We start from the raw sequence: 20,608 nt of genomic DNA on the forward strand, positions 1-20,608 counted from the left end.
CTAGCCGTCCAACTGCTCCAGGGTCGCGTTCGACGGGCCCCTGCGGGACTGCTCGTCGCGCGCCACGTCCTCCGCCGCGGCCAGCACCCGTACCGAGTTCTGCCAGGTCAGCTTGGCGAGGTCCGGCTTCGACCAGCCGCGGTCCAGGAGCTCCGCGATCAGGTTCGGGTAGCCGGAGACGTCGTTCAGACCCTCGGGGGTGAACGGCGTGCCGTCGTAGTCGCCGCCGATGCCGAGGTGGTCGACGCCCGCCACCTCACGCATGTGGTCGAGGTGGTCGGCGACCGTCGAGACGGTCGCGACGGGCCGGGGGTGGGTCTCCTCGAACGCGCGGTGGACCTTCATCCCGTCGGCCGTCGTGTCGAGGTGGTGGAAGCCGTGCTCCCGCATGTTCTCGTCCGCGGCGACCGTCCAGTCGACGGCGGCCTGGAGGACGAACTTCGGCACGAACGTCACCATCGCCACACCGCCGTTGGCCGGCAGGCGCTCCAGCACGTCGTCCGGGATGTTGCGCGGGTGGTCGCAGACCGCGCGCGCGGACGAGTGGGAGAAGATCACCGGCGCGGTGGACGTGTCCAGCGCGTCCCGCATGGTCGTGGCGGCCACGTGGGAGAGGTCCACCAGCATGCCCAGGCGGTTCATCTCACGTACGACCTCGTGGCCGAAGGGCGACAGCCCGTCGACCGCCGGCTCGTCCGTCGCCGAGTCCGCCCACGCGATGTTGTCGTTGTGGGTGAGGGTCATGTAGCGGACCCCCAGCTCGTACAGGCCGCGCAGGGTGGCGAGGGAGTTGTCGATCGAGTGGCCGCCCTCGGCGCCCATCAGCGAGGCGATACGGCCCTCGGCGCGCGCCGCCTCCATGTCCGCGGCGGTCAGGGCGCCGCGCAGGTCCGCCGGGTAGCGCTCGATCAGCTGCCGTACGCAGTCGATCTGTTCGAGGGTCGCCGTGACCGCGCCGGGCAGGTCCGAGCGCACGTACACCGACCAGTACTGCGCGCCGACACCGCCCGCGCGCAGCCGCGCCAGGTCGGTGTGCAGATGGGCGCTCTGGTCCCCGGCGATGTCGCGGGCCCCGATGTCGTAGCGGACCTGCTCGCGCAGCGCCCAGGGGAGGTCGTTGTGCCCGTCGACCACGGGGAACTCGGCGAGAAATGCGCGGGCGTCGGCGAGGAGTGCCTGGGCGTCGTCCGAAGAAGTCATGTCCGTCACTTCCCGAAGCCGAAGCCGTTGCCCGTGCCCGTGCTGCTCTCGACCTTGGAGCGCAGCCGCCTGCCCTTCTCGGTGGCCTGGTCGTTCAGCTCCTGCTGGAAGTCACGCATCCTGCCGAGGAGTTCCTCGTCGTGCGTGGCCAGGATGCGGGCGGCCAGCAGGCCCGCGTTGCGCGCGCCGCCCACCGAGACCGTGGCGACCGGGACACCGGCCGGCATCTGGACGATCGACAGCAGCGAGTCCATGCCGTCCAGGTACTTCAGCGGGACCGGCACACCGATCACGGGCAGCGGGCTGACCGAGGCGAGCATGCCGGGCAGATGGGCGGCGCCACCCGCACCCGCGATGATCGCTTTCAGGCCACGCCCGGCCGCCTCCTCGCCGTACGTGATCATCTCGCGCGGCATCCGGTGGGCGGAGACCACGTCCACCTCGTACGGGATGTCGAACTCGTCGAGGGCCTGCGCGGCCGCCTCCATGACGGGCCAGTCGGAGTCCGACCCCATGACAATGCCTACGACAGGGCTCATTCGGTGATCGTTCCTCTGAGGTAGCCGGCTGCGTGACGGGCGCGCTCCAGCACGTCGTCGAGGTCGTCGCCGTAGGTGTTGACGTGGCCCACCTTGCGGCCGGGCTTCACGTCCTTTCCGTACATGTGGATCTTGAGCTGGGGGTCGCGTGCCATGCAGTGCAGGTACGCGGAGTACATGTCGGGGTAGTCGCCCCCCAGGACGTTCACCATGACCGTCCACTTCGCGCGCGGGCGCGGGTCGCCCAGGGGCAGGTCCAGGACCGCGCGGACGTGGTTGGCGAACTGGGAGGTGATCGCGCCGTCCTGGGTCCAGTGGCCGGAGTTGTGCGGGCGCATGGCCAGCTCGTTCACGAGGATGCGGCCGTCACGGGTCTCGAAGAGCTCGACGGCGAGGTGGCCGACGACGCCGAGTTCCTTCGCGATGCGCAGGGCCAGTTCCTCCGCCCGGAGCGCGAGCTCGTCCGAGATGCCGGGCGCGGGCGCGATCACCGTGTCGCACACCCCGTCGACCTGCTGGGACTCGACGACCGGGTACGCCACGGCCTGGCCGTGCGGCGACCGTACGACGTTGGCGGCCAGCTCGCGTACGAAGTCGACCTTCTCCTCCGCGAGGACCGGGACGCCGGCCCGGAAGGGGTCCTCGGCGTCGGCCGCGGACCGTACGACCCACACGCCCTTGCCGTCGTAGCCGCCGCGGACGGTCTTGAGGACGACGGGGAAGCCGTCCCCCTCGGACCCGTCGGCGCCCTCGGGGAGCCCTTCCGCCGCGAAGGCCACCACGTCGGCCGGATCGCTCACGATCCGGTGCCGTGGGCACGGCACCCCGATCTCGACGAGCTTCGCGCGCATCACACCCTTGTCCTGGGCGTGCACGAGCGCGTCGGGGCCGGGGCGCACGGGGATGCCGTCCGCCTCCAGTGCCCGCAGATGCTCGGTGGGTACATGTTCGTGATCGAAAGTGATCACGTCGCAGCCCCGCGCGAAGGCCCGCAGCGTGCCGAGGTCGCGATAGTCGCCGACGACGACTTCGCTGACCACCTGCGCCGCAGAGTCCTGGGGGGTGTCACTGAGGAGCTTGAACCTGATGCCGAGCGGGATGCCCGCCTCGTGTGTCATACGAGCGAGCTGCCCCCCGCCGACCATGCCGACTACCGGGAACGTCACACCACCAGGGTATCGGCCATATCGGGCCACTCCTGTCGCGCGCCCGATCATCGGAAATTGTGCGGGTTCATCACATCCGGGCCACATCTTCGAGTCCGAGCCGGGCACCGGAGGGAACCGCTGGTTAGCATGGCGGAGTCGACGAAGGTTGACGAAAATGGCGTATCCGACGAGACGGGGGCTGGGCGACACCATGGGCACAGGTGGTAAACGTGGGGCTCATGCCAGGCCGGTCAGCGCCGTTCGTGTCCGGATCGAGCGCCTGACCAGGGAAGTCGCCAAGTTCGGCGCGGTCGGCGGAGCGGGTCTCCTCGTCAACCTGATCGTCTTCAACCTGGTGCGCAGTACCACCGATCTCCAGGTCGTCCGGGCCAGTGTGATCGCGACGGTTGTGGCGATCGTCTCGAACTACATCGGTTTCCGCTACTTCACCTATCGCGAGCGTGACAAGAGTGGCCGTACCAAGGAACTGACGCTTTTCGTGCTGTTCAGCGCGATCGGCCTCGTCATCGAGAACGGTTTCCTCTTCGCCGCCACGTACGGCCTGGGCTTCGACAGCCCGCTCGCGAGCAACGTCTTCAAGTTCGTCGGTATCGGCATCGCGACGCTCTTCCGCTTCTGGTCCTACCGCACATGGGTCTTCCGGGTCGCCCCGGAGGTCGTCCCCGACCCCGAGCCCGTGGCCGACGCCGAATCGTTCCTGGAGCCCCCGGCGCCCTACCTCGACGAGGACATCCCGACCCACGGCTTCCGCCAGGTCCAACGCGTCCGCTGAGCCCGAGGCTCACAGGGAGCGCCTCTTCGGGGGCGCGGGGAACGGCGCAGTCTTTCGTCTTTCGCCCTTCGGGGGCGCGGGGCCTTCGCCCTTCAGGGGCGCGGGGAACTGCGCGACCCGCCCCAGCGGCGCCGCGCACATCCAGGGCGCGAAGCCAACGGGCGGCGGAGCCCTACCGAACCGTGGGTTCCTCCCCCTCCCGCCGCTTCAAGGGCGTACGGGACAAGAACAGCCCGAACACAGGCGGCTGCGCCTGAAGCATCTCCAACCGCCCCCCGTCCGCCTCCGCGAGGTCACGGGCGACAGCGAGCCCGATCCCCGTCGAGTTCCGCCCGCTGATCGCCCGCTCGAAGATCCGCGCGCCCAGATCCGCCGGCACCCCCGCCCCCTCGTCGGTGACCTCGATCACGGCCTGATTGCCGGTCACCCGCGTGCGCAGCGCGACCGTGCCACCCCCGTGCATCAGCGAGTTCTCGATCAGCGCGGCAAGAACCTGGGCCACGGCCCCCGGCGTCCCCACGGCCTGCAGATGATGCTTGCCGGAGCTGACGATCGCGCGGCCCGCGTTGCGGTAGGCCGGGCGCCACTCGGCGAGCTGCTGCTTGATGACCTCGTCGAGGTCGAAGGTGACGGCGGAGCCGGTGCGCGGGTCGCGGGCGTTGGTCAGCAGCCGTTCCACCACGTCGGTGAGGCGCTCGACCTGCCCCAGCGCGATGGTCGCCTCCTCCTTGACCGTGCTCGGATCGTCGGTGAGCGTGATCTCCTCCAGCCGCATGGACAGCGCGGTCAGCGGTGTACGCAGCTGGTGCGAGGCGTCGGCGGCCAGGCGCCGTTCGGCCGTCAGCATGCGGGCGATGCGCTCGGCCGAGCTGTCCAGCACGTCGGCGACCCGGTCCAGCTCCGGAACCCCGTACCGCTTGTGCCGCGGGCGCGGGTCGCCCGATCCGAGGCGCTCCGCGGTCTCCGCGAGGTCGGTGAGCGGGGAGGTGAGCCGGTTGGCCTGGCGTACCGCGAGGAGGACGGCGGCGATCACCGCGAGCAGGGCCACCGCCGCGATGATCAGAAGCGTCCGGCCGACCTCACGGGTGACCGCCGAGCGCGCCTCCTCCACCGTGACGGTCTCGCCCTCCTCGCCCTCGCGGGTGGACGTGATGACGTCACCGGTGGGCGGAGTGCCGATGTGGATGGAGTCGCGGCCGGGGATCTCGATGCGCGCGTACCGGTCGCCCGTGACCTGGTCCTTGAGGACGCGGGCGTTGACCTGCTCGTCGCCGAGGATGCGGCTGTCGACGATGCTCACCAGCCGCACCGCCTCGGAGTCCACCCGCTCCTGGGCGCTGTTGCTGATCGTGCGGGTCTCGACGATGACGAGCGAGACCCCGAACACGGCGATCACGACCAGCACGACGGCCAGCGTGGAATTGATCAGACGGCGACGCACAGGTCCCTCCGGGCAGATGACTAGGCGAACCAGTGTGGCCCGGGGCGCCCGGTGGCGCCCCTTCGGGGGCGCGGGGAACCGCGCGCCAGGCCCCCACCGGCCCGCAACCGCCCGCCGCCGCCGGAGCGCCCCGGCGACAAGGCGCCCCGGTCAAACCCGGCGGAGCGAACCGCTCAGCTCTTCTCGAAGCGGAAACCCACTCCTCGTACCGTCGCGATGTACCGCGGATTCGCCGCGTCGTCGCCCAGCTTCTTGCGCAACCAGGAGATGTGCATGTCGAGCGTCTTGGTGGACGACCACCACGTGGTGTCCCAGACCTCGCGCATCAGCTGATCGCGCGTGACGACCCGGCCCGCGTCCCGGACGAGCACCCGGAGCAGGTCGAACTCCTTGGCGGTCAGCTGGAGCTCCTCGTCGCCCATCCACGCCCGGTGCGACTCGACGTCGATGCGCACCCCGTGGGTGGCGGGCGGCTGCTGGGGCTCGGCCGCGCCGCGCCGGAGCAGGGCCCGGACCCGGGCCAGCAGTTCGGCCAGGCGGAAGGGCTTGGTGACGTAGTCGTCGGCGCCCGCGTCCAGACCGACGACGGTGTCCACCTCGTCGGCGCGCGCGGTCAGGATGAGGATCGGCACGGTCATCCCCTCGGCGCGCAGCCGCCGGGCGACCTCCAGTCCGTCCATGCCTGGCAGCCCGAGGTCGAGCACGACCAGATCGATACCGCCCTGGATGCCGGCGTCGAGCGCCGTGGGTCCGTCCTCGCGTACCTCAACCTCGTACCCCTCTCGGCGCAGGGCGCGAGCCAGGGGCTCCGAGATGGACGCGTCGTCCTCGGCGAGCAGTACTCGGGTCATGAAGTGATGGTAGTCCGCTGTGGACCAGCACAGTGAGGGTGATCGACATCTGTGATTGTCCTGGGCCGTACGGGACATGCGGCGGACGCGCCGTGGACGCGCGACGAGCGCGTGATGGGTGCGTGACGGACATGCGACCCTTTGGTTGAGGCTGTAAATCTGTGAACGTCCTTCGATTCGCACGCATGGTTCCATCCACACCTGTGATCCATATCTCAAGTCATGCCATATGCGGCATTGATGCGACGTGGAGCCTTATGGTGACCGGACGCCTGTAGCACCACACAGGGACCTTTGGCGGTGGCTTCGCGCTGAAGGTCTCTTTTGTGTGCGGGCTGGCGCCTGCCAGCCTCGAAAGGAATGACCTGTGGCCGGGCCCCGAGCGCGAGAACGCGCGACGGGCGTGGATCCCGGTGGTCGTCGTCCACCGCTCCGAGCCCGGAGCGGACTCCCCGTGGGCGTGGGGCGGGACGGCCCTCCCGCCGGTGCCGGCCGCCACCCCCACCGGGCGCGCAATCCCACTCCGCTCCAGCGGCGCGTCCCGACCAGCAAGGAACGACCATGGCGTCCAGCCTGACGAAGGACTCGGTCTCTCCGGGCACCCCCGGTTCCGGTTCCGAGATGACCTTCTTCGGCCACCCCCGCGGACTGGCCACACTCTTCATGACCGAGATGTGGGAGAGGTTCTCCTACTACGGCATGAGGGCACTGCTCCCGCTCTACCTGGTCGCCCCCGGCGGCCTGCACATGAACGCGACCACCGCGACCGCGATCTACTCGGTGTACCTGTCGCTCGTGTACCTGCTCGCCCTCCCCGGCGGCTGGTTCGCGGACCGTGTGCTCGGCCCCCGCAAGACCGTCGCCGTCGCGGGGCTGGTCATCATGCTCGGCCACCTGACGCTGGCGCTGCCCTCGTCCGGCACCTTCTTCGCGGGGCTCGGTCTCGTCGCGATCGGCTCGGGTCTGCTGAAGGCCAACATCTCGACGATGGTCGGCCACCTCTACAAGGGCCCGGACGACCCGCGCCGCGACGGCGGTTTCACCGTCTTCTACATCGGCATCAACCTGGGCGCCTTCGCCGCTCCGCTGGTGATCGGCACCATCGGCGAGAAGGTCGACTGGCACCTGGGCTTCGCGCTCGCCGCGCTCGGCATGGCGCTGGGTCTCGCCCAGTTCCTGATGGGCCGCCGCCACCTCGACGCGCGCTCCGACGTCGTCCCGACGCCGCTGTCCGCCGAGGAGAGGGCCTCGACCCTGCGCAAGGGTCTGCTGTGGCTGGCCGTCGCCGCGGTCTTCTACGGCGTCGTCGGCTTCTCCGGCCACTACACGCTGAACTGGATCATGGCCCCGCTCGCGATCATCGGCCTGGTGGTCCCGGTCTGGGTCATCGCCCGGATCAAGCGGGACAAGTCGCTGGCCCGGGTCGAGCAGTCGAGGATGTCCGCGTACATCTGGTTCTTCGTCGCCGCGGCCGTCTTCTGGATGATCTACGACCAGGGCGGCTCGACGCTGTCGATCTTCGCCGAGCACTCGGCCGAGAACAGCGTCTTCGGCTGGGAGTTCCCGGTCTCCTGGTACCAGTCGGTCAACCCCGTCATGATCATGGCGTTGGCCCCGGTCTTCGCCTGGGCGTGGCTGGCGCTGAACCGGGCCGGCAAGGAGCCGAGCACGATCGTGAAGTTCGCGTCGGGTCTGGTCCTGGTCGGCGCCTCGTTCTTCCTCTTCCTGGCCCCGCTGTCGATCGCCGAGGGCGGTCACAAGGCCGCCGCGATGTGGCTGGTCGCCATCTACTTCGTACAGACCGTCGGCGAGCTGGCCGTGTCCCCGGTCGGCCTCTCCGTCACCACGAAGATGGCTCCCGCGAAGTACGCCTCGCAGATGATGGGTGTCTGGTTCCTCGCGGTCACCGCCGGCGACGCCACGACGGCGCTGCTCTCCATCGCGGGCGTCGACCTCAACGGCATGGGCATCGTCGCCCTGCAGGCCGCTCTCGCGGTGGTCGCGGGCGTGGCGATCTACATGTACCGCAACAAGGTCAAGTCCTTGATGGGCAACGTGAACTAGGCGCTCCGCTGTGGTGGGCGGTACATCGACTGCCGGTACGTCGTCTGCGTGCGCGCCATGGCCGGCCGCGCCGTTCCCCGCGCCCCTGGATACCCAGGGGCGCGGGGGCACCCACCCCTAGGGGCGCGGGGAACGGCGCAATCTTTTGTCTCTGGGCTTTCAGGGGCGCGGGGAACGGCGCAGTCCTTTCGCTTTCAGGGGCGCGGGGAACTGCGCGGCCAGCCGCAGCGGCCCCGCAGCCTCCCCCCACGCTCACCCCTACGGCGCCCTCCGAGAAGCGGCCCGCCGCCAAGCACCCGGCATAAAGGTGAACACGGCCCCGCCGAGCAGAACCGCGGTCCCGGCGACAAACCCGAGCGCCCGCAACCCCCCACCGTCATCGGCCCCGGTATCCGCAAGCCCGCCCCCGGCGGAGCCACTCCCGGCCGAGCCGCTCCCACCGGAGTCACCCCCACCGGCGGAGCCACTTCCACCCGCCGCACCCCCGGGCTGGGCAGCCGTGTCCAACGTCAGCGAAACCGCCGACTTCGTAGGCGTACACGTGGTCGTCGTCCCGAGCGCCTTCACCGTCAGCACGCCCGGCGACAACGTCGACTCCCCGTCCGCGCCCGGCTTGTACGTGCCCGTCATGTCGGAGATCACCATGGGATCCCCCGACTTGATCGCCTCGGAGTTCGTCGGCCCCTCGACCGCGACCGTGCCCTTGTCGGCGCCGCCCAGCACGACCTGCATCGACGGCTTGACCGAGTCCGCCGGGATGTCGGCGGGGCTGTCCATCACGGACCCCTTGAACTGGACGGTGAGGCCGTAACTCCCGCCGTTCTTCTTGGCGTTGATCTGCACCGGCGAGGTCGCGTTCTTGTCCCCGATGGGCGTCTTGCACGCGTAGGGGATGTCGACGGCCTTGCCGGTGAAGTCGGTCTGCTCCCCACCACCGGTGGAGCCGCCCGTGTCACCGCCCCCGCCGTCGCTCCCGGTCGTACCGCCGGTGGTGTCACCGGTCGTGCCCCCGGTGGGCGCCGGGCCGGTCGGGTCGGGTGACTCGGGAGGCGGATCCCCCTCCCCCGCCGTCACGTTGATGGTCGCGGCGGGCTTCACCGTCTCGGTCGGCGCGCACTTGGTGTCCGTGGACATGACGTTGATGGCGTACGCGTCCGGCGTCAGCGTCACCTCGCCGGCCTTGGTCAGTTTCAGCTTGCCCTTCATGTCGGACAGGACCATCGCCCCGCCCTTGGGTATCGCCGGGTTCTCGCGCGTCCCCTGCATCGCGACGGACGCGGCCTGCGCACCGGCCGCCTTGAGGGTGCCGGACGGCTGGACGGAGTTCGCGGGCAGGTCGATGAGGTCGGGATTCTTGGACGCGGCCTGCGCGAACTTCCACACCACCTCGACCTCGTCGCCGACCTTCGCCGTGGCGGGCGCGCTGATCTCCACCTTCGTGGTGCCCTTGACCGTCGGCAGCCCGGAGACGGGAGGCGGTACGCAGTCGGTCGCGTAGGACACCTCGGCGGCCTGGGCGGGCGCCGCCGCCACACCCAGCAGGACTCCCGCACCGCCGAGCATCATCGCGACTCCGGCCGCGCTCGCTCTCCGGCCGCCTCCGGGTCTCTTCCATCCGGGCCGGACTCTCCGTTGCGTGCTCACGTGTTTCCCTTCCTGGTGGGGGTCGTCGAAGTGTTCTCGTGCGGTGCGGAGAGCTGATCGGCCTCGGCGGCCCCGGGATCGGTGTCCGGGGTGAACCAGGGCAGTGCGGAATTCGTACGGGACCGTGTACGCGTACCTGAGCCGGCGTCGACGGAGTCCTCGCCACCGGACCTGTCGGACGGGTCGGGCTCGTGGCCGTCGGCTTCCTGCGCCGCCGAGGCCGACGAAAGACGCAACTTCGGCATCCGCAGGGTGACTTCGGGCAGGCGCAGCCCCCCGCGCCGCACCCCGTGCGCGCCACGGCCGGGCCGCGCATTCCGTCCTGACCGTCCCCCGCGTCCAGCGCCACCGGCGCCGTAACGCCCGGTGCGGGCGGAGGAACCGTGCGGCCGCACCCGGTCCACCACCGCCATCCCGGTCCGGAACAGCGCGGCCGGTACGACGACACAGACCAGGATCCAGAAGAGCGTCACGCCCCAGGGGCGGCCCACTCCCCACGGCTGCTCGGCGAGCACCTTGCCGTTGAACTTCAGGGAGACCGTGTAGTCGCCGTGCGCACCGGCCGTCAGCTCCACGGGCAGGGTGATCCGTGCCTTCTTGCCGGGGCCGATGGTGCCGCGCCACTGCAGTTCGTCCCACTGCGGGGCGAACACGCCGTGCGAGGTGCCGATCTGGAAGACCGGGTTCTTCACGGCGGCGGTGCCGACGTTGCCGACGGTGAAGACGAGCTTGCGGGACGGCGGCGCGCCGAACCAGGTGAGCAGGCCGCTCGACCCGTCGAGCCGGGTGTCGGTGAGCACCGAGAGCCGCCCGCCGGTGTCCTGCTTGGGCAGTGGCTCGACCTCGTGTCCCGCGACCAGGAACGGGGCGTCCGCCTCCGCCTTCGCCCCGGTGACCGTCGCGACATGCACCACGCACGGGCACGGTTCGGGCGGTTCGGCGACCGGCAGTTTCTTGCTGAACCGGCCCTTCGCGTCGGTGGTGACGGCCCGTCCGTCCGCGTTGGCGCAGGAGTTGGTGCCGCCGATCACGCCCCGGTCGGTCGAGGACTGTCCGCAGACGAGCATCATCAGCAGGGCCTTCGCCCGCCATCCACTGCCGCTCACGGTGATCGAACCACCGGTTCCCGCCTGGGACTTGGACAGCTTCACCGCAGGCTTCGGGGCCGCCTTCTGGGCCGCGGAAGCCGTCACCCCTCCCAGCGGGAACAGGACGAGCGCGAGCACCGCCACCACGGCGGGGATCCGCACCCTCACGGCCTCCCGGCAGCGACGTACTCCTCCGGCCGTGCCGCACACGCCACCGCTCACGTCGCCGCTCCCGTCGTCTCGGCCTCCGACGTCTCGACCTCCGTACGCGGCCGTTCGGTGACCCCTGTCGGCCAGGGCCGCCTCCGACGTCGTACGCGTCGTACGAACCAGTGGGCGCCGCCCGCGCACACCGCGAGCCCGGACAGCGCGCCCGCCACCACCGCCGTCCACGGCACGAACCACGCTCTCGAGTGCGCCCCGGCCCGGGCCCCGCCCTCCGCGGTGACCGTCAGCTCGACGTCGACCCCGTCCAGGGCGGGCGGGTCGGGCCAGGGTTCGTCGAGCTCGACACGGCGGCCGGGGAGCAGTTCGACGGGCAGGGTGCGCGGGGCCCGGTCGAGCACCTCGCCGAACAGGCCCTCGGCGCGTACGGCGAGCTCCGGGGTCAGCACGGTGGTGCCGCGGTTGACCAGCTCGTAGGAGATCCGGCCGTCGTGGATCTTCACGTGCTCGACCGTGAGCGCCGAGAGGGTCGGTCCGCCGACGCGCAGATGGACCCGTACCGCCGCGGTCCGGCCTCCGGCGCTCGCGAGGATCGCGCCGGGGTGGTCGCCGGGCGCGGTGCCCGCCGGGACGCTCACGGTGAAGGGCACGTCCGCGCGGGTTCGCGCGGGGATCCGTACCGTCCGCTCGGCGAAGGTGATCCAGGCCCCGGTGTCCTTCGCCCGCGCCCGTACGGAGAGCGCGCCGTCGCCGTCGTTGTCGGCGTCGGCGCCCCGGAGCCGTACCGTCAGCGGCTTCCCGCCGGGGTTGCGCACCGACACCGTGTCCTGGAGGACCGTGCCGGGCGCGCCCTCCGCGTAGAAGTACGGCCGGCCGTCCGGTCCGCCCGCCGAGGGCACGACGGACCAGTCGGCGTCGGCCGCGGAGACCGGGGCGACGCCGAGCACGGTCACGGAGGCGAGGCAGAGGGCACGGACGGCGAACGGCATCGGCGGCTCCGAAGCAGAAGGGGTGTGGCCTGGTGGTTCAGCCGCGGGCCTGATGCCTCCGGGTCAGCCACAGCACGCCCGCCGCGCCTGCCAGCAGGACGGTTCCGCCGAGCGTGCCGAGTGCGATCGCGCTGTCCTCGGGCCCGGTCTGCGGCAGTTCCTCGCCGCCCGCCGGGGCGTCCTGCGAGGAGCCGGTGGTGCCCGAGCCACCCGTGGTGCCGCCGCCGGCCGCCGTGACGTCCAGGCTCAGCGAGGGCTTCGGGTTGTTGCCGGGCGTGCAGGTGGTCGTCGTACCCAGGGCCTTGATGGTCAGCACACCCGCGGTGAAGGTGACCTTGCCGGTTCCCTTCGGGGTGTACGTCCCGGTCAGATCGGTGATCTTGATGGGGGTGTTGGCGGGGATCGCGTCCGGGTTGGCGGGACCCTTGACCGACACGGTGCCGCTGTCGGCGCCGCCGAGTTTGATGACCGCGCTCGGGTTCATCGCGCCCTTGCCCAGTTCGACGGGGCTGGACGAGACGCCCTTCTCGAAGGTCATCGTGAGTCGGTAGCCGCTGCCGCTCTTGACGCCCTTGATGTCGATGGGCGAGACGGCGGACTTGTCACCGATCGGGGTTTTGCACTGGTAGTTGACGTCCACCACATCGGCCCGGGCTGCGGGGGCGGCCATCAGCACCGCCGAGCCGGCCAGGGCCGCGGCGGACGCGAGCGCGGCGGTTCGTTTCTGGTACGTCCGGTATGACACGGTCCCCTCATTCCCGAAGGCGTTCCTGACACCGTTCCTGAATCAGTTCCTGACGGAACATCAGATCGGCCGTCAAGGTACGCCCGGGCCCTTGCCGAGGGAAGACAAAGTGCGCACCGGATCCGTGAGGATCCGATACGCACGAGGTAGGGGTCCCCTACGAAAAGAAGAGCCGCACCCCTTCAGGGGCGCGGGGAACGGCGCGGCCAGCCACAACGGGCCCGCAGCCGACCATGGGCCGGGCCCCCTTCGAGGGGCGCGGGGAACGGCGCGAGCAACCCTCACGGGGCCCGCACGGACGAGCTCGCCGCACGGCCACCCCCTCAGGGGCGCGGGGAACTGCGCGATCTTTCAGGGGCGCGAGGAGCTGCGCGGGCAACCCTCACCGGGTCCGCGGCCGAACACCCGCCAGGCGGACGCACCCTCACAGGGGGCGACGCCACACCACAGCGGAGCGCTACGCGGGGGCGCCCAGCTCCGCCCAGACCGTCTTCCCGGGCACATCCGCCGTACGGATCACACCCCAGTCCAGGCACAGCCGCTGCACGATGAACATCCCGTGCCCGCCGGGCCGCCCCGCCCGGTGCGGCGTCCGCGGAGCCGGCTGACCCGCGCCGCGGTCGGACACCTCGATCCGCAGCACCTTGTTCTCGCAGGAGATCCAGAGCTCGTCCGGACCCTCCGCGTGCAGACAGGCGTTGGTGACGAGTTCGGAGACGACCAGCAGGACGTCCTCCGCCGCGGCCCGCTGGTCGGCGGTGGCCGCGGGCAGCCATCCCCACTCGTACAGCGCCTGCCGGGCGAAGTCACGGGCGAGCGGGACGACGCCGCTCTCGCCGTCGAAGTTCAGCCGGAGGGCACGACGCCCGGGCGTACCGCCCGGAGACGTCCCGGAAGCGCCGCCGTCGCCCGGTTCAGGGCCGCGGTCGCCCGGCGAGTAAGGCCGGGTGGTGCTCATCAGCGCTTCACCTCACCGATTCACCAGTTCACGATCAAGACTTAGTTCTCAGCACATACAGCACACTCGGGAAGCTCGGGACACTCGGGCTCAGGGAGTGATCCGGGACTGCCGCGCACTTGCCGTTCGGTCTGTCGACCTGTTCAGGATGTCTCCTGCCCGACCGAACCGTCAGGACACCCACTTGTTCGGTACGGATGATGTGACTCCGATATCGCGTTGATCACATGGAGGCATCCTGGCCGCGACTGTGCCGCGGGACAGCACCTCGGGGTGACTAGTCACCCCGGCCGGCCCCGGCATCGCCCGCCTGGGAGTCGCCTGCCCCGCTCTTGTCGTCCAATGCCGCTTCCAGCGTGTCGTGCACGGTGAACACGGCTTCCGCCCCGGTGATCTCGAAGACCCGGGCCACCACGGGCAGCATTCCTGCCAGGTGGACCCCGCCACCGGCGGCTTCGGCCCTCAGCCGAGCACCGAGGAGGACGTTCAGTCCGGTGGAGTCACAGAACTCCAGCCGTGAACAGTCCACGACGAGACGCACGAACCCGCGGTCGAGGCAGTCCTCGACCGGTTCGCGCAAAAGGTCCGCCGTATGGTGATCCAGCTCACCCGCCGGGGTGACGACGGCACTAGTGCCCTCTTCTCGCACCTCGACCAGAAGCCGGCCCGACTGTGCGCTGCCGACCGTCCCGCGGTCCATGCCGTCTCTCTCTTCCGACCGATGTGGTTGTTCGTTGACGCACTCGAACCCTACGCCTTCCCTGCACACTCTGACACCCGAACAACCGCCAAGAATCGGACATTTCACCGCATAACTCACTTGCGAGAGGGTCACGAAAGCGGGTAGGGCTAGTAGAGACAGTTTTCGACACGGCCGGCTTTGGAGGCGCCGCACACCGCAGTGCACGTATTGGCATCGGCAGCCATATGCCGAAAACGATGGAGGACATCATGTCACCCCGGCTCGACGCATCGCAGGCCCAGAGGGCGACGTCGACACGCCCTCTGGAACAGCTGGAAGAAGAGTCCGCCGACGAGAACGCCGGCCTCGCCGGGCTTCCCGAGATCCCCCCCTTCGCCGAGGTGGGCCCGGTCGACGCGCGGGCGCTGTCCAAGACCCTCTTCGGGCGACTGGAGTCGCTGGAGGAAGGGACCCCCGAGTACTCGTACGTCCGCAACACCCTTGTCGAGCTCAACCTCGCCCTGGTCAAGTTCGCCGCTTCCCGGTTCCGCTCCCGCAGCGAGCCGATGGAAGACATCATCCAGGTCGGCACCATCGGCCTGATCAAGGCCATCGACCGCTTCGAGCTGAGCCGTGGCGTCGAGTTCCCGACTTTCGCGATGCCAACCATCGTCGGTGAGATCAAGCGTTTCTTCCGTGACACGTCATGGTCGGTGCGCGTGCCGCGAAGGCTTCAGGAACTCCGTCTCGACCTGGCCAAGGCGGGCGACGAACTCGCGCAGCAACTGGACCGCGCTCCGACGGTGGGAGAGCTGGCGGAGCGTCTGGGGCTGTCGAACGACGAGGTCGTCGAGGGCATGGCCGCGTCCAACGCCTACACGGCCAGCTCACTGGACGCCCAGCCCGAGGAGGACGACTCCGAGGGCGCGCTGGCGGACCGTATCGGCTACGAGGACCACGGACTCGAAGGCATCGAGTACGTCGAGTCGTTGAAGCCGCTGATCGCCGAACTTCCGCAGCGCGACCGGCAGATCCTGTCCCTGCGCTTCGTCGCCAATCTGACCCAGTCGGAGATCGGCGAAGAGCTGGGCATCTCGCAGATGCACGTGTCGCGACTGCTGTCGCGGACGCTGGTGCGGCTGCGCAGGGGCCTGACCGTCGAGGAGTGACCGTCCAGTAGCGGCACCTGCGCCGCAGGACGTGCGCGGGTGAACACGCGGGACATGCGCGGGTGAACACGAAGGACATGCGCGGGGCCGAGCCGGTGCGACCGGCTCGGCCCCGCGCGTTCCGTCCTCGGGCGGTTCCTCATCCCCGCGCCCGTCCCTCATTTGACGCATCCGAGTTACCCACGGCAACCCCTATCCCCTCTGGTCGACTTCCCTCACTATGGTCACCCGGCAAACTGGCTGGTACGTCAGCAGTCGAGCGAGCGAGCGACGGTACGGGCGCGGAGGAGGCAGCGGCATGGCTCGGGGCGAGAGCGAAGACGATCGGCCCGGCGGGGGCGTGCACACGGGAGCGTCCGACGCGCGGCTCACGGAACTGCTGCGTGCCGACGCCTCGACCGGACAGGCTGCGCTGGATGAACTGCGCGCCCGCCACCGGCCCACGGTTCTCGTGTACGCCCGGCTGTGCACCACCGGCGAGTACGCGGCCCGGGAGCTGACGGCCCACGCGTTCACGCTGGCCGCCCAGGAGACCGTACGCGGGGTCGACCCGCGCGGTCCGTGGCGGCACCAGCTCCTCCTCCTGGCCTGGCGGGTGGCCGTCGCGTGGGCCGGGGACCAGCGCTCCCGCCGGCTCGACCCCGGACTGCTCGCGCGGCTGCACGAGTCCGGACCCGGCGGCCCGACCCCGCCGATGCTCGACGCGTTCCGCTCGCTCCCCACCCGGGTCCAGGGCCTCATCTGGTACGGGCTGGTCGAGCCCGTACCCGAGGACGAGACGGCCGAACTGCTCGGCGTCACCCGCGAGGACGTGACGTACGGGACGGAGTCGGCGCTCCAGGCGTTGCGCGCGACTTTCCTGAAGTCCCACCTCGCCGCTTCCGGTGACCCGCGCTGCCAGGACTTCCGCCGGCTGATCGAGGAGTCGGTACGCCCCGACATCCCCCGTCACAGCCCGGATCTGCGCGCCCACATGGCCGAGTGCGGGCACTGCGCCACGGCGTACGAGGTGCTCTCCGCGCTGCGGGACGACCCGCGTACGGCGCTGGCCGAGGGCCTGCTTCCGTGGGGCGGCACGGCGTACGCGTCGGCCGTCGAGACCCGGCCGCGCGCCCACGAGCGGGCCGAGTCGGGGCCCTGGGTGGCGCTGGGGACCTGGCCGCCGTCCCGTCGATTCGTCCTGACCTCCGCGGCGCTGGGGATGGCGCTGGCCCCGCTGCTCCTCTTCCTCGTCCCCTCGGACGGCACGCGGTCCCAGGAGGCGGGCGGCACGGCTCCCGTACGTCCACCGGTGACGGTGACGGCCACGGTCCCCACGACACCGCTGCCCTCGGCGACGAGCACGACGAAGCCGCCGAAGCCGCCGAAGCCGACGCGCAGTCCGAGCCCCACGAAGTCGGCGGCCCCGAGTCCGTCGCGCACGAAGCAGACGCCGCCCCCGTCCCCTCCCGGCGGCAGCTACACCCAGGTGGTCAACCTCGCCTCGGGCCGCTGTCTGGACATCCGCGACGGCGACCTGGAGAAGGGCACGGACGTGATCACGGCGACCTGCTCCTCGTCCCGCACGCAGCGCTGGCGCGTCGACGCGGACCAGGGCGCTCTGCGGTCGTACGCCGACCCCGACTTCTGCCTGGACAGCCGCGGCGCGACCGACGACGGCGTGGGCATCTGGGAATGCGACTCGCTCGACGGCCGCAACGGCCCGAACCTGCGCTTCGCGGTGACCTCGACGGGCGCCCTCCGCCCGGCCATAGCCCCGGATCACGCGCTGACGCCATCCGGCGACAACGCCTTGGACCTGACCCCGGACACCGGCGGAACGGGCCAGCGATGGCGAGCGGGCGCGGCCTGAACCACCCGCGCTGTGCAGTCGTACGGCGCCTCAGGATCCCTCGGTGAACAACTCCCACGAGTCGCTGACCTGGTAGGAACGCTCCAGCCAGGCACCGAGTTCGTCCATGTCGGTGGAAGCGAGGACGCGCTCGCGAACGGCGTCCGGCACGTCGATCCGGCGCCAGCGAAGATTGCGCAGAACGCTCTCCGCCCTCTCCTGCGCCCGCCCCTCTTCGCGACCTTCCTCACGCACCTGCTCGGCAAGCGGGTGTCGCCAGAAGTACTGGATCGCCGTCATCAGGTCCTCTCTGTCCGATTTGATCAACGAGCTACACGGCGGCCAGGTCACACCAGACGTACTTGCCTCGGTTGCCGTATCTGAACAGTGGTTGCCAGCCCCAGGCGTCGGAGCACGCGCGGACCAGGGCGAGGCCTCTGCCGCCCTCGGCGTCCGTCAGGCTCGCCAACTCCCCTGGAGGCTCGGGCGGTTCGGGGTCCGCGTCCCACGCCCCGATCTGCAGGACCCCGACCGACCAGCAGACGCGGAGAGTCGCAGGCCCCTTCGTGTGGAGTACGGCGTTGGCGACCAGCTCGGCCGCGAGGAGTTCGGCGACATCGACGAGGCGGATCAGGCCGTGCATGGTGAGGATCAGGCGGAGGGTACGGCGACAGACGGTGACGCCGCGGGGGTCGTTGGGGATGGAGACGGAGTACTCCCAGGGAGCGGTCTCGGTTTCGGGCATGCGGCAGCTCCAGGCGTGGGTACGGGATGAGTCGCACGGGCGGTGGCAGAGCCGCAGCCGTCATGGCAGGACGGAGCGGTGCGCTTCCGCAGCGTGTGCAGTGCGTCACCGAAGGTAGGGCATTAATTAATGCCGCTGCAAGCGACTGCGTAACCTGCCACCCGTACGTGGCACAACCGCAGATCTGTCGAGAATCGGAGGGCGTATGCCGCCAAGGAGTCATCCCACGGCGCGTCAGGCTCGCCTGGGAACCGAACTGCGCAGGCTGCGCGAGGCTTCCGGCATGAAGGCACGTGACGTTGCCGCGTTCCTCAACTCCACCTCGACGCAGATGAGTCAGATGGAGGCGGGCATCGCGGGCGTCAGCGCGGAGCGCATCCGGCGCCTCGCGGCGCATTACGCCTGCACGGATGAAGCGCTGATCGACTCGCTCGCGGCCATGGCCGGCGATCGCACACGCGGGTGGTGGGACGAATACCGGGGAGTCCTGCCCCAGGTCAACCTTGATGTTGCCGAGGCGGAGCACCACGCGACGTTTCTGCGAGAGGTCGTCATCACCCACGTTCCCGGGTTGCTGCAGACACCTGACTACGCGCGGGCGATCTTTGGGTACATGCGTCCGGAGCTGCCGGAGAGTGAGCTGGGACCTCGGGTGGAGCACCGGATGAAACGGCATGCCGTCATCGAGGGCGACAACCCGCCTCCGTACGAGACGATCATTCACGAGTTCGCACTACGAATCCGTGTGGCCGACCGCCAGTCATCCGTCGCTCAACTCCGCCGCATCCTGGCCGAGATCGAGCAAGGGCATGCGACCGTACGTGTCATCCCGGCCGACCAGGATCACTTCGCCGGAGCCGGAGCCTCGATGTTGTACTTGGGCGGCCCGCTGGCCCAACTGGACACCGGGCTCAAGGACACCCCCGGCGGCACCATGTTCATCGACGCCGAAGCGCAGTTGGAACGGCTCCGAACACTCTTCCGTAAGGTGGGGAAGGCATCTATGGAACCCACGACGTCACGTGACTTCATTCACCGCCTGACGAAGGAACTGTGAGGCACCCCATGAGCCACACCCTGCACTGGCAGAAGTCCTCGTTCTCCGACGGCGGCGAAGGCAACACCTGCGTCGAGGTCGCCGCCTCCCCCGGAAACCTCCACCTCCGCGAGAGCGACACCCCCGGCATCGAACTCGCCACCGCACCAGGCCCGTTGGCCCACCTCATACGCGGGGTGAAAGCGGCCGCGGTCCCTGCCGCACCCTGATCACACCCGCGCGCCCCGTCGCCACACCTCGCTCACCAGCGGCACCCCCGGCCGGTAGGCCAAGTGCACGTGGCTCGGGGCGTCCAGAAACGCCAGGTCGGCGTACGCGCCCGGGGCCACGCGGCCGATGTCCGTGCGGCGGAGGGCCGCGGCCCCGCCCGCCGTGGCCGACCAGAGCGCCTCGTCCGGCGTCATCCCCATGTCCCGTACCGCCAGCGCGATGCAGAACGGCACGGACGACGTGAAGGACGAGCCCGGGTTGCAGTCGGTGGAAAGGGCTACCGTGGCGCCCGCGTCGAGGAGCCGGCGCGCGTCCGGCCACGCGGCACGGGTGGAGAACTCCGCGCCGGGCAACAGCGTCGCCACCGTGTCACCGCTCGCGAGGGCGTCCACGTCCGCGTCGGTCAGGTGCGTGCAGTGGTCGGCGCTCGCCGCGTCCAGTTCGACGGCCAGTTGCACCCCGGGGCCGTACGAGAGCTGGTTGGCATGGATGCGGGGGTGCAGCCCCTTCGCCTTGCCCGCCGTGAGGATCGCGCGGGCCTGATCGCCGTCGAAGGCCCCCTTCTCGCAGAAGACGTCGATCCAACGGGCGTACGGGGCACAGGCGTCGAGCATCTCGCCGGTGACGAGCGCGACGTACGCGGCGGGGTCGTCCGCGTAGTCCGGCGGGACGATGTGCGCGCCGAGGTAGGTGACCTCGTCGGTGTGCGCGGCGGCGATCCGCAGGGCCCGCGCCTCGTCCTCGACCGTCAACCCGTAGCCGGACTTCGTCTCGAACGTGGTCGTGCCCTGGCGCAGGGCCTCGGCGAGGTAGCGGGTGAGGTTGCGCTCAAGCTCCGAGTCGCTCGCCGCGCGGGTCGCGGCGACGGTCGTCCGGATGCCGCCGGCGCTGTAGGCCCGGCCGGACATACGGGCGTTGAACTCCTGCGTGCGGTCGCCCGCGAAGACGAGGTGCGAGTGGGAGTCGACGAAGCCGGGGACGACCGCGCGGCCACCGGCGTCGACCCGATTGTCAGTGGCGGGTGCTTCTCTTGAGTCACCGGTCCAAGCGATGCGGTCGCCGTCGATGACGACGGCCGCGTTCTGGATCAGACCGAGCGGAGACCCTCCCCCATTCTCGAATTTACTCGAACGGGGGGACCCCCACCCGAGAGAGGAGTCGTTGGTGACCAGACTGGCGATGTTGGTGATGAGGGTCGTGCTGCCGGTATTGCTACCGCTGGTGGCGCCGGTCGTGCTGCTCATGACGTCCTCGGGGGCTGTCGGGGCGAAGGGGGCCTGGTCAGGGTC

The 20,608-nt window shown here is 70.3% G+C and carries 20 protein-coding genes; 6 read left to right on the top strand and 14 right to left on the bottom strand.

What is annotated here, in order from left to right:
* Genes OHS59_RS18355 through OHS59_RS18365 form a run of 3 tightly spaced genes read right to left on the bottom strand, consistent with a single transcriptional unit; the run spans position 1 to position 2,956 of the window.
* Entirely contained in the window at positions 1 to 1,200 is a 1,200-nt protein-coding gene (locus tag OHS59_RS18355) for a dipeptidase (protein WP_328494487.1), read from the bottom strand.
* A 5-nt stretch (positions 1,201 to 1,205) separates the two neighbouring features.
* Complete coding sequence (gene purE / locus OHS59_RS18360) at positions 1,206 to 1,739, bottom strand: 5-(carboxyamino)imidazole ribonucleotide mutase (protein ID WP_328494488.1); 534 nt, start codon at positions 1,737 to 1,739, stop codon at positions 1,206 to 1,208.
* A complete protein-coding gene (locus tag OHS59_RS18365; RefSeq protein ID WP_443061462.1) occupies positions 1,736 to 2,956 on the bottom strand; it encodes a 5-(carboxyamino)imidazole ribonucleotide synthase in 1,221 nt (406 codons plus the stop codon). The genes purE and OHS59_RS18365 overlap by 4 nt, the downstream gene beginning before the upstream one ends.
* Positions 2,957 to 3,098: 142 nt before the next feature.
* Between OHS59_RS18365 and OHS59_RS18370 the strand changes: the two genes are divergently transcribed.
* Positions 3,099 to 3,680: a GtrA family protein gene (locus tag OHS59_RS18370; RefSeq protein ID WP_328499260.1), complete on the top strand. Its 582-nt coding sequence runs from the start codon at positions 3,099 to 3,101 to the stop codon at positions 3,678 to 3,680.
* Positions 3,681 to 3,852: 172 nt separating this feature from the next.
* On the opposite strand, the gene OHS59_RS18375 is transcribed toward OHS59_RS18370, so the two are convergent.
* The gene (locus tag OHS59_RS18375) at positions 3,853 to 5,121 is read right to left on the bottom strand and encodes an ATP-binding protein (protein ID WP_328494490.1); all 1,269 of its coding nucleotides are present in this window, start codon (positions 5,119 to 5,121) and stop codon (positions 3,853 to 3,855) included.
* A gap of 173 nt (positions 5,122 to 5,294) precedes the next feature.
* Positions 5,295 to 5,972, bottom strand: a complete 678-nt coding sequence (locus tag OHS59_RS18380) for a response regulator transcription factor (RefSeq protein WP_149514234.1) — start codon at positions 5,970 to 5,972, stop codon at positions 5,295 to 5,297.
* Positions 5,973 to 6,533: 561 nt separating this feature from the next.
* Here OHS59_RS18380 and OHS59_RS18385 point away from each other — a divergent pair.
* On the top strand, positions 6,534 to 8,036 hold the full coding sequence (locus OHS59_RS18385) for an oligopeptide:H+ symporter (protein ID WP_328494491.1): 1,503 nt from the start codon (positions 6,534 to 6,536) through the stop codon (positions 8,034 to 8,036).
* A gap of 258 nt (positions 8,037 to 8,294) precedes the next feature.
* Here the strand turns inward: OHS59_RS18385 and OHS59_RS18390 are convergent, their stop codons facing one another.
* From OHS59_RS18390 to OHS59_RS18415, 6 genes are all read right to left on the bottom strand, one after another.
* A complete protein-coding gene (locus OHS59_RS18390; protein ID WP_328499261.1) occupies positions 8,295 to 9,599 on the bottom strand; it encodes a hypothetical protein in 1,305 nt (434 codons plus the stop codon).
* Positions 9,600 to 9,676: 77 nt separating this feature from the next.
* Complete coding sequence (locus tag OHS59_RS18395) at positions 9,677 to 10,936, bottom strand: hypothetical protein (protein ID WP_328494492.1); 1,260 nt, start codon at positions 10,934 to 10,936, stop codon at positions 9,677 to 9,679.
* Between the two features lie 50 nt (positions 10,937 to 10,986).
* Positions 10,987 to 11,922: a COG1470 family protein gene (locus OHS59_RS18400; RefSeq protein WP_328494493.1), complete on the bottom strand. Its 936-nt coding sequence runs from the start codon at positions 11,920 to 11,922 to the stop codon at positions 10,987 to 10,989.
* Between the two features lie 37 nt (positions 11,923 to 11,959).
* Complete coding sequence (locus OHS59_RS18405) at positions 11,960 to 12,667, bottom strand: LPXTG cell wall anchor domain-containing protein (protein ID WP_328494494.1); 708 nt, start codon at positions 12,665 to 12,667, stop codon at positions 11,960 to 11,962.
* A 457-nt stretch (positions 12,668 to 13,124) separates the two neighbouring features.
* Positions 13,125 to 13,625: an ATP-binding protein gene (locus OHS59_RS18410; RefSeq protein ID WP_328494495.1), complete on the bottom strand. Its 501-nt coding sequence runs from the start codon at positions 13,623 to 13,625 to the stop codon at positions 13,125 to 13,127.
* Between the two features lie 277 nt (positions 13,626 to 13,902).
* Positions 13,903 to 14,325 carry an STAS domain-containing protein gene (locus tag OHS59_RS18415; protein WP_328494496.1) on the bottom strand — a complete coding sequence of 141 codons (423 nt, stop codon included), beginning with the start codon at positions 14,323 to 14,325 and terminating at the stop codon, positions 13,903 to 13,905.
* Between the two features lie 239 nt (positions 14,326 to 14,564).
* On the opposite strand from OHS59_RS18415, the gene OHS59_RS18420 reads away from it, so the two are divergent.
* Together OHS59_RS18420 and OHS59_RS18425 are read left to right on the top strand one after the other, a co-directional pair.
* On the top strand, positions 14,565 to 15,476 hold the full coding sequence (locus OHS59_RS18420; RefSeq protein ID WP_328494497.1) for an RNA polymerase sigma factor SigF: 912 nt from the start codon (positions 14,565 to 14,567) through the stop codon (positions 15,474 to 15,476).
* A gap of 298 nt (positions 15,477 to 15,774) precedes the next feature.
* Positions 15,775 to 17,328 carry a ricin-type beta-trefoil lectin domain protein gene (locus OHS59_RS18425; RefSeq protein WP_328494498.1) on the top strand — a complete coding sequence of 518 codons (1,554 nt, stop codon included), beginning with the start codon at positions 15,775 to 15,777 and terminating at the stop codon, positions 17,326 to 17,328.
* Positions 17,329 to 17,358: 30 nt separating this feature from the next.
* On the opposite strand, the gene OHS59_RS18430 is transcribed toward OHS59_RS18425, so the two are convergent.
* The gene (locus OHS59_RS18430) at positions 17,359 to 17,607 is read right to left on the bottom strand and encodes a hypothetical protein (RefSeq protein WP_328494499.1); all 249 of its coding nucleotides are present in this window, start codon (positions 17,605 to 17,607) and stop codon (positions 17,359 to 17,361) included.
* A gap of 31 nt (positions 17,608 to 17,638) precedes the next feature.
* Entirely contained in the window at positions 17,639 to 18,052 is a 414-nt protein-coding gene (locus tag OHS59_RS18435; RefSeq protein WP_328494500.1) for an ATP-binding protein, read from the bottom strand.
* 205 nt (positions 18,053 to 18,257) lie between these two features.
* On the opposite strand from OHS59_RS18435, the gene OHS59_RS18440 reads away from it, so the two are divergent.
* Positions 18,258 to 19,109 carry a helix-turn-helix domain-containing protein gene (locus OHS59_RS18440; RefSeq protein ID WP_328494501.1) on the top strand — a complete coding sequence of 284 codons (852 nt, stop codon included), beginning with the start codon at positions 18,258 to 18,260 and terminating at the stop codon, positions 19,107 to 19,109.
* 8 nt (positions 19,110 to 19,117) lie between these two features.
* On the top strand, positions 19,118 to 19,318 hold the full coding sequence (locus OHS59_RS18445) for a DUF397 domain-containing protein (protein WP_328494502.1): 201 nt from the start codon (positions 19,118 to 19,120) through the stop codon (positions 19,316 to 19,318).
* On the opposite strand, the gene hutI is transcribed toward OHS59_RS18445, so the two are convergent.
* Positions 19,319 to 20,563 carry an imidazolonepropionase gene (gene hutI / locus OHS59_RS18450; protein ID WP_328494503.1) on the bottom strand — a complete coding sequence of 415 codons (1,245 nt, stop codon included), beginning with the start codon at positions 20,561 to 20,563 and terminating at the stop codon, positions 19,319 to 19,321.
* Positions 20,564 to 20,608: the final 45 nt, after the last annotated feature.

The sequence above is a fragment of the Streptomyces sp. NBC_00414 genome (assembly GCF_036038375.1).
Taxonomy (GTDB): Bacteria; Actinomycetota; Actinomycetes; order Streptomycetales; family Streptomycetaceae; genus Streptomyces.

What these genes read in the sequence shown, in the direction of transcription:
- OHS59_RS18400 (WP_328494493.1), bottom strand. Translation starts at nt 11,922, where the DNA reads ATGCCGTTCGCCGTCCGTGCCCTCTGCCTCGCCTCCGTGACCGTGCTC.
- OHS59_RS18390 (WP_328499261.1), bottom strand. Translation starts at nt 9,599, where the DNA reads ATGCTCGGCGGTGCGGGAGTCCTGCTGGGTGTGGCGGCGGCGCCCGCC.
- OHS59_RS18370 (WP_328499260.1), top strand. Translation starts at nt 3,099, where the DNA reads ATGGGCACAGGTGGTAAACGTGGGGCTCATGCCAGGCCGGTCAGCGCC.
- purE (WP_328494488.1), bottom strand. Translation starts at nt 1,739, where the DNA reads ATGAGCCCTGTCGTAGGCATTGTCATGGGGTCGGACTCCGACTGGCCC.
- hutI (WP_328494503.1), bottom strand. Translation starts at nt 20,563, where the DNA reads ATGAGCAGCACGACCGGCGCCACCAGCGGTAGCAATACCGGCAGCACG.
- OHS59_RS18355 (WP_328494487.1), bottom strand. Translation starts at nt 1,200, where the DNA reads ATGACTTCTTCGGACGACGCCCAGGCACTCCTCGCCGACGCCCGCGCA.
- OHS59_RS18440 (WP_328494501.1), top strand. Translation starts at nt 18,258, where the DNA reads ATGCCGCCAAGGAGTCATCCCACGGCGCGTCAGGCTCGCCTGGGAACC.
- OHS59_RS18425 (WP_328494498.1), top strand. Translation starts at nt 15,775, where the DNA reads ATGGCTCGGGGCGAGAGCGAAGACGATCGGCCCGGCGGGGGCGTGCAC.
- OHS59_RS18365 (WP_443061462.1), bottom strand. Translation starts at nt 2,956, where the DNA reads ATGATCGGGCGCGCGACAGGAGTGGCCCGATATGGCCGATACCCTGGT.
- OHS59_RS18410 (WP_328494495.1), bottom strand. Translation starts at nt 13,625, where the DNA reads ATGAGCACCACCCGGCCTTACTCGCCGGGCGACCGCGGCCCTGAACCG.
- OHS59_RS18420 (WP_328494497.1), top strand. Translation starts at nt 14,565, where the DNA reads ATGGAGGACATCATGTCACCCCGGCTCGACGCATCGCAGGCCCAGAGG.
- OHS59_RS18385 (WP_328494491.1), top strand. Translation starts at nt 6,534, where the DNA reads ATGGCGTCCAGCCTGACGAAGGACTCGGTCTCTCCGGGCACCCCCGGT.
- OHS59_RS18445 (WP_328494502.1), top strand. Translation starts at nt 19,118, where the DNA reads ATGAGCCACACCCTGCACTGGCAGAAGTCCTCGTTCTCCGACGGCGGC.
- OHS59_RS18430 (WP_328494499.1), bottom strand. Translation starts at nt 17,607, where the DNA reads ATGACGGCGATCCAGTACTTCTGGCGACACCCGCTTGCCGAGCAGGTG.
- OHS59_RS18435 (WP_328494500.1), bottom strand. Translation starts at nt 18,052, where the DNA reads ATGCCCGAAACCGAGACCGCTCCCTGGGAGTACTCCGTCTCCATCCCC.
- OHS59_RS18380 (WP_149514234.1), bottom strand. Translation starts at nt 5,972, where the DNA reads ATGACCCGAGTACTGCTCGCCGAGGACGACGCGTCCATCTCGGAGCCC.
- OHS59_RS18415 (WP_328494496.1), bottom strand. Translation starts at nt 14,325, where the DNA reads ATGGACCGCGGGACGGTCGGCAGCGCACAGTCGGGCCGGCTTCTGGTC.